Annotated in this window: 13 protein-coding genes; 4 read left to right on the top strand and 9 right to left on the bottom strand. The window is 63.5% G+C overall.

Annotation, left to right across the window (positions count from 1 at the left end; all coding sequences use genetic code 11):
• Nucleotides 1–4: 4 nt before the first annotated feature.
• The 6 genes from IAG25_RS00935 to leuC form a co-directional block, all read right to left on the bottom strand.
• The gene (locus IAG25_RS00935) at nucleotides 5–811 is read right to left on the bottom strand and encodes an ABC transporter permease (protein ID WP_187603094.1); all 807 of its coding nucleotides are present in this window, start codon (nucleotides 809–811) and stop codon (nucleotides 5–7) included.
• Entirely contained in the window at nucleotides 792–1,646 is an 855-nt protein-coding gene (locus IAG25_RS00930; protein WP_035499971.1) for an ABC transporter ATP-binding protein, read from the bottom strand. Before IAG25_RS00930 ends, IAG25_RS00935 begins: the two co-directional genes overlap by 20 nt.
• The gene (locus IAG25_RS00925) at nucleotides 1,643–2,668 is read right to left on the bottom strand and encodes an ABC transporter substrate-binding protein (RefSeq protein WP_187603093.1); all 1,026 of its coding nucleotides are present in this window, start codon (nucleotides 2,666–2,668) and stop codon (nucleotides 1,643–1,645) included. Before IAG25_RS00925 ends, IAG25_RS00930 begins: the two co-directional genes overlap by 4 nt.
• Before the next feature lie 96 nt (nucleotides 2,669–2,764).
• A complete protein-coding gene (gene leuB / locus IAG25_RS00920; RefSeq protein WP_187603092.1) occupies nucleotides 2,765–3,835 on the bottom strand; it encodes a 3-isopropylmalate dehydrogenase in 1,071 nt (356 codons plus the stop codon).
• Between the two features lie 39 nt (nucleotides 3,836–3,874).
• Nucleotides 3,875–4,471, bottom strand: coding sequence for a 3-isopropylmalate dehydratase small subunit (gene leuD, locus IAG25_RS00915; protein WP_187603091.1), 597 nt, complete (start codon nucleotides 4,469–4,471; stop codon nucleotides 3,875–3,877).
• Between the two features lies 1 nt (nucleotide 4,472).
• The gene (leuC, locus tag IAG25_RS00910) at nucleotides 4,473–5,903 is read right to left on the bottom strand and encodes a 3-isopropylmalate dehydratase large subunit (RefSeq protein WP_187603090.1); all 1,431 of its coding nucleotides are present in this window, start codon (nucleotides 5,901–5,903) and stop codon (nucleotides 4,473–4,475) included.
• A gap of 313 nt (nucleotides 5,904–6,216) precedes the next feature.
• Here leuC and IAG25_RS00905 point away from each other — a divergent pair, with 313 nt between their 5' ends.
• On the top strand, nucleotides 6,217–6,762 hold the full coding sequence (locus tag IAG25_RS00905; RefSeq protein WP_187603089.1) for a cysteine hydrolase family protein: 546 nt from the start codon (nucleotides 6,217–6,219) through the stop codon (nucleotides 6,760–6,762).
• 19 nt (nucleotides 6,763–6,781) lie between these two features.
• On the opposite strand, the gene IAG25_RS00900 is transcribed toward IAG25_RS00905, so the two are convergent.
• Both IAG25_RS00900 and IAG25_RS00895 read right to left on the bottom strand, forming a co-directional pair.
• Nucleotides 6,782–7,324, bottom strand: a complete 543-nt coding sequence (locus tag IAG25_RS00900; protein ID WP_187603088.1) for a carbonic anhydrase — start codon at nucleotides 7,322–7,324, stop codon at nucleotides 6,782–6,784.
• Between the two features lie 83 nt (nucleotides 7,325–7,407).
• Nucleotides 7,408–8,394 carry a nitrilase-related carbon-nitrogen hydrolase gene (locus IAG25_RS00895; RefSeq protein WP_187603087.1) on the bottom strand — a complete coding sequence of 329 codons (987 nt, stop codon included), beginning with the start codon at nucleotides 8,392–8,394 and terminating at the stop codon, nucleotides 7,408–7,410.
• 162 nt (nucleotides 8,395–8,556) lie between these two features.
• On the opposite strand from IAG25_RS00895, the gene IAG25_RS00890 reads away from it, so the two are divergent.
• Nucleotides 8,557–9,513 carry a GlxA family transcriptional regulator gene (locus IAG25_RS00890; RefSeq protein ID WP_187603086.1) on the top strand — a complete coding sequence of 319 codons (957 nt, stop codon included), beginning with the start codon at nucleotides 8,557–8,559 and terminating at the stop codon, nucleotides 9,511–9,513.
• Between the two features lie 12 nt (nucleotides 9,514–9,525).
• Here the strand turns inward: IAG25_RS00890 and IAG25_RS00885 are convergent, their stop codons facing one another.
• Nucleotides 9,526–10,170, bottom strand: coding sequence for a hypothetical protein (locus IAG25_RS00885; protein WP_187603085.1), 645 nt, complete (start codon nucleotides 10,168–10,170; stop codon nucleotides 9,526–9,528).
• A gap of 244 nt (nucleotides 10,171–10,414) precedes the next feature.
• On the opposite strand from IAG25_RS00885, the gene IAG25_RS00880 reads away from it, so the two are divergent.
• A complete protein-coding gene (locus tag IAG25_RS00880; RefSeq protein ID WP_035499960.1) occupies nucleotides 10,415–10,831 on the top strand; it encodes a CopG family transcriptional regulator in 417 nt (138 codons plus the stop codon).
• Between the two features lie 31 nt (nucleotides 10,832–10,862).
• A complete protein-coding gene (locus IAG25_RS00875; protein WP_187603084.1) occupies nucleotides 10,863–11,951 on the top strand; it encodes an extracellular catalytic domain type 1 short-chain-length polyhydroxyalkanoate depolymerase in 1,089 nt (362 codons plus the stop codon).
• Nucleotides 11,952–12,064 lie beyond the last annotated feature (113 nt).

Genomic DNA, 12,064 nt, shown 5'->3' with positions numbered 1-12,064 from the left:
AAGTTCAGGCGCCCGCGGCCACGGTCTGGCCGGCGACGGGGCGCCAGCGCAGCAGATGGTCCTCGACCATCGACACCGCCGTATCGAGCAGAAGGGCGAACACGGTCAGCACCAGAATGCCCGCGATCACCGAGTTGATATCGAATACGCCTTCGGCCAGCAGAATCAGATAGCCGACGCCCTTCTCCGATCCCAGGTACTCGCCGACGACGCTGCCCACGAAGGCGATGCCGATCGCGTTATGCAGGCTGGAAAAGACCCAGCTCGTCGCCGAAGGCAGATACACATGCCGCAATAGCTGGCGCGAATTGGCGCCCAGCATGCGGGTGTTGGACAACACCGTCGGGCTGACCTCGCGCACGCCCTGATAGACGTTGAAGAACACGACGAAGAACACCAGCGTGACGCCGAGCGCCACCTTGGACCAGATGCCAAGGCCGAACCAGAGCGCGAAGATCGGCGCGAAGATCAGGCGCGGCATCGAATTCATGGCCTTGATGAACGGATCGAACACCACCGCGAGGAACGGGTTGAGCGCCAGCCACAGACCGAACGCCAGGCCGAACGCCGTCCCGATCGCGAACGCCAGCATGGTTTCGACCAGCGTCGTGTAGAGATGGCGAAACACCGAACCCGTCACGAACCAGTCGACGATGCGCAGCGCCACGCCGACCGGATCCCCGAAGAAAAACGGCGACAGCCATTTCTGACCGGTGCCGAGCCACCACAGAAACAGGACACCGAACAGGATGGCCAGCCGGGCGACCAGCACCGTGAATCGATTGTTGGGGTCAAACACGGTTGCGCGCATAGCTTTTCAGTACCTCGCCTCGAAGCACGTCCCAGATCTGGGTGTGCAGTTGCAGGAAACGCTGCGTCATGCGGATCTCCGACATTTCGCGCGGCCGCTCGAGATCGATCTCGAACTCGGCGATAGGCCGCGTACCGGGCCCCGCCGACAACACGATGACGCGGTCCGACAACGAGATAGCCTCTTCCAGATCGTGCGTCACGAACATCACCGACTTGCGATCGTAGGACCACAGTTGCAGCAGCTCGTTTTCCATCAGATGCCGGGTCTGGATATCGAGCGCGCTGAATGGCTCGTCCATCAGGATGATGCGAGGGTTCAGCGCCAGCGCCTGCGCGAGGCCCGCACGCTTGCGCATGCCCCCGGAGAGCTGGTGCGGGTACTTCTTGCCGTGCCCGTGCAGACCCACGCGCTTTAACCAGTCGTGCGCCACGCTCAGGGCCTCTTCGCGCGGCGTGCCGCGAAAGATCAAACCCATCGCGATGTTTTCTTCGGCCGTCTTCCACGGCATGAGCGCATCGACCTGGAACAGATAGGCGGCCTGCCTGTTCAGGCCGTTCGTCAATTTCTCGCCGAACACGCTCAGGCTGCCGGAAGAAGGCCGGGTCAGTCCCGCCGCGACATTCAGCAGCGTGGACTTGCCGCAGCCCGTGGGCCCGACGATCGAGACGAACTCTCCATCGCCGATCGTCAGGTTGCCCCCGGCAATGGCGGTGTAGGTCTGCGCGTTCTTGCCATTGCCCGCGAAAGTGCATGTCACGTTGTCGAAGCGCAGGGCTTCGCGCCGCGCGGCTTGTCCGCTATCGATCGGGATGCTGCAGGTCGCGGTGCTCATGGCTGGATCTCCGCGGCCTTCCTGACGAACCGGTTGTCATAGGTCGAGGCGAGGTCGATCTTGGCCGAGGCCACGGTCGGATCGAACGCCGCCAGCACGTCGCGCACGGTCTGCGCGCCCTTGGCCGTGATCTCCCCGTTCTGCGCGATACAGCGGCGGCTGTTCGTGAAGGCCTCGGCATAGAGCGCCTTGTTGTCGCCCAGAAACTCGGGAGGCACATTGTCCGCGACTTGCTCCGGCGTGGCCTTCGCGATCCACTTCTCGGCCCGCACGATCGCATTGGCGACGGCCTGCACCGTCTTCGGGTTCTTGTTGACGAAGTCCTGCGTCGCGAACAGGCTCGATTCAGGGTAGTCGGAGCCGAACACCTTGACGTTGCCGTCGGCGGTGCGCATGTTCTCCAGCGGCTTGAGGCTGCCGTCCTTGACGAGAATCGTGGCGCTCGGATCATTGACGATCAGCGCGTCGATCTGTCCCGCCCGCACCGCCGCCACCGCTCCCGCCGCCTGCCCCACGCCGATGATCGACACATCCGAAGACTGCAGTCCCGCCTTGTGCAGGATGTAATTGACCGCCATGTGCGTGCTGGAACCCGGCGCGCTCACACCGATGCGCATGCCCTTCAGATCCTTCGGCGATTTGACTTCGGCCTGGCGTTTCTGGGAAACGCCGAAGATCCAGCCGGGACAGATGACCTGCGCCGCCACCACCACCAGATGCTGGCCCTTGGTCGCCATCGTGATCGTGTTCGAATAGGCGCCCGCCACCATGTCGGAGCTGCCGCCAAGAAGCGCCTCCAGCGTCTTCGAGCCGCCGGAGAAGGCGGCGATGGTCACATCGAGCCCTTCGTCCTTGAAGTAGCCACGCGTCTTGGCGACGAGCATGGGCAGATAGGTGATGCCTGTCGAAGCCGCCGCGATGTGCAGGTCGGGCTTCTCGGGCACATCCTTGGCCACGGCCGTGGCGGAACCGAAGGCAAGCCCGAACGCTGCGCACAGCGCAATGCCAAGTTTCAGCTTCATGATCGTCTCCTCCCTTTCGCGGGATTTTCTGGTGCAACAACTGCCTGGGATGACCGGGCCTCATGCCGAACCCGGTCCGCCTGACGCGCTTCGAGACTAGGCCGCCTGCCCGTGAAGCGCCTCGACCACCGCATCGCCCATGTCACGGGTGCCGACGCATTGCGTGCCGTCCTGGCGGATATCGGCGGTGCGGTAGCCTGCGGCCAGCACCGCGCGTACAGCCTGTTCGACGCGGTTCGCCGCATCGTCCATCTCGAAGCTCTCGCGCAACATCATCGCGAGCGAAAGAATGGCGGCGAGCGGATTGGCCACGTCCTTGCCGGCGATGTCCGGCGCCGAACCGTGCACCGGCTCGTACAGCCCCTTGCGCTCGTAACCCAGCGAGGCCGAAGGCAGCATGCCGATCGAACCGGTCAGCATCGCGGCGGCGTCCGAGAGAATATCGCCGAACAGGTTGCCCGTGACGATCACGTCGAACTGTTTGGGCCGGCGCATTAGCATCATCGCGGCGGCGTCCACGAAGAGATGGCTCAGCTCGACGTCCGGGTAATCCTGCCCGACACGCGTGACAACCTCGCGCCACAACTGGCTCGCCTCCAGCACGTTCGCCTTGTCCACCGAGCACAGCTTGTGATGACGACGGCGCGCCGCCCGGAACGCGGCATGCGCGACCCGCTCGACCTCGGATTCGGAATAACGCATCGTGTTGAAACCCACCCGCTCGCCCGCCTGATTGATCTCGAAGCCGCGCGGCTGGCCGAAATAGGCGTCGCCGTTCAACTCGCGCACGATCACGATGTCCAGCCCGTCGACTACTTCGGGCCGTAATGTCGAAGCGCCGATAAGCTCCGGGAACATGTAGGCCGGGCGGAAGTTGGCGTAAAGGGTCAGCGCTTCGCGCAATTGCAGCAAGCCGGTACCGGGACGGCGTTCGCGCTCGATCGCGGCTTCATCGGCCACGCCTACCGCGCCGAACAGGATGGCATCGGCCTTGCGCGCCATCGCGAGCGTGGGCTCGGGCAGCGGCACGCCATGCGCCTGAATGCCCGCCTCGCCGATGGGCGCCTCCTGAGTCTCGGCCTGAGGCGCCACGACCCGCAGCACCTTGAGCGCCTGCGCCACCACTTCGGGACCGATACCATCACCGGGCATGACTGCAATCTTCATCTGTACTTCTCCTTGGTCGATTTCAGGAAGCGCGCGCCTTCAAAAGTCTCCGGCACGATTGCGCTCGAAAGCATCGATGCGGTCCCGATGCGAAAGCGTGTAGTCGATCTCGTCCATCCCGCGCAGCAGACACTCCTTTGCGAAGGGCTCCATGTCGAAGGCATGGGACGAACCGTCGGGCAAGGTCGCGGTCTGCGCGGGCAGATCGATGGCGATGCGGCTGCCGGGACTGGCCGACAGCGTCTCCAAGAGCGGCAGGACCACGGCCTCCGACAACACGATGGGCAGCAGTCCGTTCTTCAGGCAGTTGATGAAAAAGATGTCGCCGAAGCTCGGGGCGATCGCCGCGCGAAAACCGTAGTCGTAGAGCGCCCACACCGCGTGTTCGCGCGACGAGCCGCAACCGAAGTTATGGTTGGCGACGACGATGCGCGACTCGCGAAAAGGCGTCCTGTTGAGCACGAAGTCCGGCTGTTCCGCGCCGTCCGAGCCGAAGCGCAGCGCGCGAAACAGAAACTGGCCGAAATCGTCGGAGCGGGGTTTTTGCAGGTAGCGCGCGGGCAGGATCTGATCGGTATCGCAGTTGATGGCGACGATCGGCGCCGCCACTGCGTCGAGGTGCGTGAGGCTTTCCATGTCAGGCTCCCAGGAGGCGGCGCACATCGGTCAGGCGGCCGGTCACCGCGGCCGCAGCCGCCATCGCCGGGCTCATCAGATGCGTGCGCACGCCGGGCCCCTGACGGCCCACGAAATTGCGGTTCGACGTGGAAGCGCAGCGCTGCCCGGGCGCGGCGATATCGCCGTTGGTCGCGAGGCACATCGAACAGCCGGGGAAACGCCACTGAAAGCCCGCGTCCTTGAACACGCGGTCGAGCCCTTCGGCCTCCGCCTGCGTGCGCACCTCGTGCGAGCCCGGCACCACCCACGCCTCGACGCCGGGCGCGATGTGGCGGCCACGCGCGACCTCCGCTGCGCTGCGCATGTCCTCGATGCGTCCGTTGGTGCACGAGCCGATGAACACCCTGTCGATCGCCACGCCTTCCAGTGCTTCGTCCGGGGCCAGTCCCATGTAGTCGAGCGCGCGCGACATCGCGGCGCGCAGATCGGGATCGGACTGCATCGCGGGATCGGGCACGCGGCGGTCGATGGCGCAGGCATATTCGGGCGTCGTGCCCCAGGTCACCATCGGCGCGATGCCGGCCACGTCGATGTGCACTTCGCGATCGAACGTCGCGCCGGGGTCGGTGAACAAGGTGCGCCAGTGCGCCATTGCCCGGTTCCATTCGTCGCCCGAAGGCGCGTAGGGACGCCCGTCGAGATACGCGAACGTGGTTTCGTCCGGCGCGATCATGCCCGCGCGACCGCCAGCCTCGATGGTCATGTTGCACAGCGTGAGCCGCCCTTCCATCGACAAGCCCGCGATCGCGGAGCCGGCATATTCGATCACGTGGCCCACTGCCCCGGCCACGCCGATCCGCGCGATCACGGCCAAGATCAGGTCTTTCGCGGTGACGCCCGCACCCGGCTCGCCGTCGAGCGTGACGCGCATGTTTCGCGACTTGCGCTGCCACAGGCATTGCGTCGCGAGCACGTGGGCCACTTCGGTCGCACCGATGCCGAACGCGAGCGCGCCCATTGCTCCGTGCGTCGACGTGTGGCTATCGGCGCAGACGACGGTCATACCCGGCAGGCTCAGCCCCTGCTCGGGTCCGACGACATGCACGATGCCGCGTCGCGGATCGTTCATGTCGAACAGGGTGATACGCGACTCGGCTGTGTCGCGCTGCAGCGCTTCGATCATGGCGCGCCGTTCCGGATCGGCGACTGCCGCGATGTCGTTTGCCGTGCTGGAAACGTAGTGGTCCGCCGTGCCGAAGATGCGCTCGGGCGAGCGAGGTTTGAGCCCGCGCTGGCGCATCAGGTCGAACGACTGCGCGGTGACGTCGTGGATGAAATGCCGGTCGATGAATAGCAGATCCTGTCCATCGTCGCGGGACATCACGCGGTGACTGTCCCAGATCTTGTCGTAAAGCGTCCGCGGACCATCGCTTTTCTGGTCGAGTTGCATTGCTTCGTCTCGCTCCATCGATCTGCCGGCTGCGGCAAGCGCGGGTATGCGCTTTCGCAATCGGTTGTGGTTTGCGAGCATCATGGACCAGGCGAGCGCGGTTGTTCGTGGTCTTTTGGAAAGGCACCATCGCCGATCGCGATGACCATGCATCGCGCCGCGCATGCGCTGTCGTCTCCACATTATTCTCGAAGCGAGAATTGTGGTTTGCGCTATCGGGCCATTCCCCTATCCTGTCGGATTGGTCATGATCCTTCTATCGCATCGCAGCATGCGGTGCACGACATCAATCCCCATACGCGGAGAAGGAAGCATGACAAAGCAGGCGCTTATCGCGGTCGATATTCAGAACGACTACTTTCCGGGAGGCAAGTGGATTCTCAACGGAGTCGATGCTGCCGCCGACAATGCAGCCGCCGTGCTCGCGCAGGCGCGAAAGAACGGCGACCTCGTCGTTCATATTCGACATGAAACTCTGGCGAAAGACGCGCCGTTCTTCGTGCCGGATACCGAAGGCGCGCAGCTTCATCCGAAGGCGGCGAGTCTTCCGGGCGAGCGAGTGATCCTGAAACACCACATGAATCCGTTTCGCGAGACCGACCTTCAGCACGTGTTGAAGGCGAATGGTATCGAAACCGTTGTCGTGGTCGGGAACATGAGCCACATGTGCATCGACGCGGTCACGCGTCATTCGGTGGACCTCGGCTATGCGACCACCGTGATCCACGATGCCTGCGCGACGCACGATCTCGAATTCGATGGCGTGCATGTCCCGGCAGCGCACGTGCATGCGGCCTTCATGGCGGCGCTGCGTTTCGGGTATGCGAAATTGATGTCGGCGAAAGAGTTCACGCGCTGACTATTCCGCGCGTAGCCCTTCAGGCTGCGGGCGCACGCAAGGGCGCGGCAGGAACGACCGTCTCGATACGGCCGGTCTTGACGTCGTAGACGAGCCCCGACACGATCAGGCTGTCCGGCAAGTCCTTGTTCGCCCTGAGTGCTGCGACGTCGAGCGCGACTGCTTCGTAGGGCTGAGTAATGGCAAGCGCGTCGAGCGCGTCCGTTTCGACGCCGAGATGCTTCGCCAGCAAGGCCGGCGCATGCCTGTGACAACCGATGATCCCGCAGTCCGTATGCTGGAGCAGAACCAGATTGCGGGCGCCGTCCGGACGTCCGGCCGCTTTCGCGACGACGGCAAGCACCGCCAGCGTTTCGAGCAGCGGCTTGTTGACCCGGCCGCCGACATTGCGAATCACTGCCGCTTCGCCTTGCTTCAAACCCAGCACGTGCACCGGATCGACGCGAGGATCGACGCAACCGACGATCACGGTTCCGGTCGACGGCATCATCTTGAGTTCGGCCGAGAAAGCCGTTTCGGCGAACTCGGCATTGCGCTCGAGCATGACATCGTTGAAGTCCATTCTCACTCCAAGTTGTTCGGGCGAAGCCGCCCGGTTGATTTCGTTTCGGCCGTCGCTGCGCGCCCGCATGAGCGCGTGCCACATCAGGCGGAAACTTCCAGGTCCACGGGCGACGCCTCTGCCGGCGCGTGCAATGAACGTTCGATGACGTGCGTCTTCGGCGCCCGGTCGATCACGAGTCCGAGCACGTCGGGGCGGCTGTAATGGCCGCGCGAGTCCATCATGCGTTTGCGCTTGTCGATCTGCCAGAAGTCCAGATCCGCGATGATCTCGCCCTCTCCTTCACGCAGCGGCGCACCGCCCATGAACTCGCCGTCCGGCGACACGATCGCGGTGAAACAGCCGCTCGATATCGGGCCGATCTGCGACGTGTTCGTATCGAGCAGAATCTGCTGTTGCTGTTCGGGCGTCAGCCACGCCGTCGCGTTGACCACGAACGCGCCTGCTTCGAGCGCGTGCTGACGAATGTTGACGGAGATCTGCTCCGAGAACAGATCGCCGGCGAATGACCCGGGATACATGGCCGAATGGATTTCCTCGCCGTCCGCCATCAGCGCGTAACGTGCGAGCGGGTTGTAGTGTTCCCAGCAGGCGAGCTGGCCTACGCGGCCGACGGCGGTATCGACCGCGCGCAAGCCCGAGCCGTCGCCCATCCCCCAGACCATTCGCTCGTGATAAGTCGGCGAGAGTTTGCGACGGCGCTGCACCAGCGTGCCATCGGCATCGAACAGCAACTGGGTGTTGTAGAGCGTGCGCCCGTCGCGCTCGTTGACGCCGATCGACACCACCATCCCCGCCTGTCGCGCCGCTTCGCCGATCGCGCGGGTCGTCTCCGACGGGACCGTCACTGCCTGATCGAGCAGCTTGTAATGCTCGGCGCCCATGGCGAAAGGAGATTCGATGAACGAGAAATACGGGTAGTAGGGAACGACGGTTTCGGGGAAGGTCGCGAACTGGACGCCCTGCCGACCGAGTTCCAGAATTTTCTGGACGACCTTGGCGACAGTGCCTTCGCGGCTATAGAGAACGGGGGCGATCTGCACGGCTGCGGCCCGGATGATTTTCGACATGACGTCGTTCCTTGGCGGTTGAAGAAGTGCCTATACCTTAGCGCCGCGAGCCATTAGCATGTATGTCGTTGTTGCCACCATTCGTGCCATCCGTCGCGTGGGCGCGAGTCGCGATCGGGCTCGCTGGCAACCGCGTCCGGATCACGAAAGGCAGGAGTGGATATGCATCGGATCGGCTTCATCGTGCCGCAAAGATTTCAGCTGATGAGTCTTGCCGCGCTCACCACGTTCGAGCTTGCGAACATGCCGCCGCGAGGCCCGTGCTATGACATTCGCCTGCTGTCCGAACACGGCGGACCCGTCGTATCGTCCGGCGGAATGACTCTTCAAACCACGGCATTCGAAGAGACGGCATTCGACACGGTCATCGTGGGTTCGATCACCGAGATGCGGATTCCGCCATTCGATCCGGCCGTCATCGCGTTCGTGAAAGAGGCCGCGAAAGCGTCGAGACGCATAGCCTCCATCTGTAGCGGCGCATTCGTGCTTGCCGAGGCGGGACTTCTGAACGGCAGGCGCGCGACGATGCACTGGGCGCATGCGTCCGAGTTCAGGGCACGTTTCCCCGATGTCGTCACGGAAGAGGACCGCATCTTCATCAACGACGGTCCGATCTGGACCTCGGCGGGCATGACAGCCGGTATCGACCTTGCGCTGGCCCTGCTAGATAACGACCTCGGTCCCGATGCCGCGAAGCTGGTCGCGAGGCTCCTCGTCATGAATCAGCGCCGGCTGGGCGGGCAGATGCAACACTCGGCTTTGCTCGACATGACGCCGAAGTCAGATCGGATCGAACTGGTCCTGGCGCACATACGGCGCAACCTGCGCAATCCGCTCACCATCGACGAACTCGCGGATGTGGCCAACCTCAGCCCCCGCCAGTTCAGCCGCGCGTTTCTGGCCGAAACCGGTCAATCGCCGGCGAAGGCGGTCGAACAGCTTCGGCTGGAAGCGGCAAGATTCATGATCGAGCAAGGGCGACATACGATCAACGTCGTGGCTCAGGAGACGGGCTTTGCGGATAGGGAGCGTATGCGTCGCGCGTTCGTTCGAACCTACGGTGTGCCCGCCGATGTGCTGCGCAGAAACGCGCGACGCGAAATAGTCGCGGATGCCTGAATCCGAACGCGCTCAGCCTCGAAGATTTTCCTCGCAATCGTCCCAGTATCGAAGCGGGTCATGATGGTCCGGATAGCGTTGGTCGAGCCACGCTTCAAGTCTGGGCCAATCCGGATGATTGACACCCGTGCGCGCCGACCAGGTCGAAGAGCGCTCGAGAATCCGGCCGTTCCCGCGATCGCGAATCAGCACGCTGCCGAGTCCGTTCGAGCTGTTTGCCTGCGATTCGATGAGATAGCGCGGCAGGATTCTGAGCTCGGCATCCTTGGCCCAGCCGAATACGCCGCGGACCACGCCGGACGGATCCCGCAACTCGATGGGGCCGCTTTTCGGGCGAACCGCGGTCCATCCGTCGGGAAAATCGGCGACGACCTCGTCTTTGGTCTCCCTCACCCACTTCACGCGCCACGCTCGCGTGACCGCTTCGCGCAGGCGAGCCACCGACGCGTAGCCCGCAGGCAACTCGATGGCGATCGGGAGCGTAATCAGGCTGTCCTTCCAGAGGGCGGATTCGTCCTCGACGCGTTTGACGACGTCGGGCGCCGCCGGTCCAAAAGGATTCTCGGGCCGGCTAGACACTTTCGCATTCGACGGGGGCAACCCCTCGAAAAGGCGCTCGGCATCCTGACGCGTCAGTTTCGTCTTTCCCTTATTCATGGTCGTTTGGTGGCAAGGTTGGATCTGCTCGAACGTGCACGCGTCTCTTTGCTGTAAAGCGGTCTGTTCGAGCGATGGATGATGGCGCGCGTTCATCAATCATCTCACGATCCCCCTCGGACCGAACACCTGCGCGCGGCTTGTTCCGCCGGTGACCAGCCGAATCGAAATCTTTCGTTGCCTCTTCCTTGAAATCAGCCTATAACCATCCATATGGATGGTATCCGGAAGGCAAGAGGACTATATGGCAAAAGAACCGGTCGATCGCTCCCGAGGCAGCGATACCGAAAAAATCACGATCAATCTCGGCCCGATCGACCTGGGCCAGATCGATTTGCTTGTGGAGGAAGGCTTTTACTCGAACCGGACCGATCTCATCCGGACGGCGATCCGCAACCAGTTGTCCATACACGCGCCGGTGGTCAAGGACACCGTGACGCGACGCGAACTGGTGCTGGGCCTCCAGTACTTTTCCAAGCAGGACCTCGAAGCGGCGCGCGCCGCCAATCAGCGGCTCAAGATCCAGGTGCTGGGTCTTGCCAGCATCGCCAGCGACGTATCGCCCGAACTCGCGCTGGCAACGATCGACTCGATCCTGGTTCGCGGCGCGCTGCATGCATCACCGGCAGTCAAGGCTGCGCTGGCGGATCGCATCCGATAGCGGCCTCACCCAATACTCGGCAATGGAAAACATGAAACTCAACGAAGGCTTTCTCGACTCGATGAAAGAGGCGTTTGCGCTCTTTCGCAAGAATGATCCCGCCGCGGCGGCTGAAATCGTGAAGCGCGCCATGCACGGCGAGCAGACGAACGTGGCACGCACGCACAACGACGCCGATATCGGTATCGACATCGACAAGGCGCGAACGCGCTTCACCGATGTCTTTCGCGCCCGGCGCCCCTCGCAGCCCGCTCGGACAGACGCCGACGTGCAGGATCGCGGGCACTTCAGCACCCGACACTATGCGAACGGCGCGGGTCAACGCAGCTACAAGCTTTACGTGCCGAGCAGCTATCGCGATGAGCCGCTGCCGCTCGTCGTCATGCTGCACGGATGCACGCAGGACGCCGACGATTTCGCAGCGGGCACGCAGATGAACGCGCTCGCCGAAACCCACGGCTTCATGGTCGCGTATCCGATTCAACCGCAAGGCGCGAATCCGTCCAGGTGCTGGAACTGGTTCAAGCCGTCGGATCAGCAACGCGATCAGGGCGAGCCGTCGCTGATAGCGGGCATCACGCGCGAGATCATCACGCAACACAACGTGGACCCGAAGCGTGTGTATGTGGCGGGCCTGTCTGCCGGTGGCGCGATGGCGGCGGTCATGGCGCAGCGCTACCCCGATCTGTACGCGGCGGCGGGCGTCCACTCGGGCCTGCCTGTCGGATGCGCACACGATCTGCCGTCCGCGCTCGCGGCCATGCGCGGCGGCAAGACCAAGCCGAAGGCCGCAACCTCGACATCCCGATGCCCGCTGATCGTCTTTCACGGCGATGCCGACACGACCGTGCATCCCGTCAACGCGACCGAACTGTTGCGCGGATTCACGCCGAACGAGGCCGAAGCGGGACACCGCTCATCGACCGATAGCGGCGCACGCAAGCACGCGGTCCAGCGCATGAAGTCGCCAGAAGGCACGCCCGCGGAATTGTGGACCATTCACGGCGCGCCTCATGCGTGGTCGGGCGGTTCCTCGAACGGCAGTTATACGGACCCCACTGGACCGAACGCCAGCGCGGAGATGGTGCGCTTTTTCCTTGCGCATCCTCGCGGTCACTGAGGCACGAGCGCCCGATCGGCATTGATAACCGGCGCACATCAATCGTTCCAAAAATAGCACTTATCGTGTCGCGAGGTTCGGGCGAGTATTCGGCAAACAATAAATCGCCCGAA

The organism is Caballeronia sp. EK (assembly GCF_014384845.1).
Lineage (GTDB): Bacteria > Pseudomonadota > Gammaproteobacteria > Burkholderiales > Burkholderiaceae > Caballeronia > Caballeronia jiangsuensis.
The sequence above is the reverse complement of the archived record's forward strand: the minus strand, read 5'-3'. Positions and strand labels throughout refer to the sequence as shown.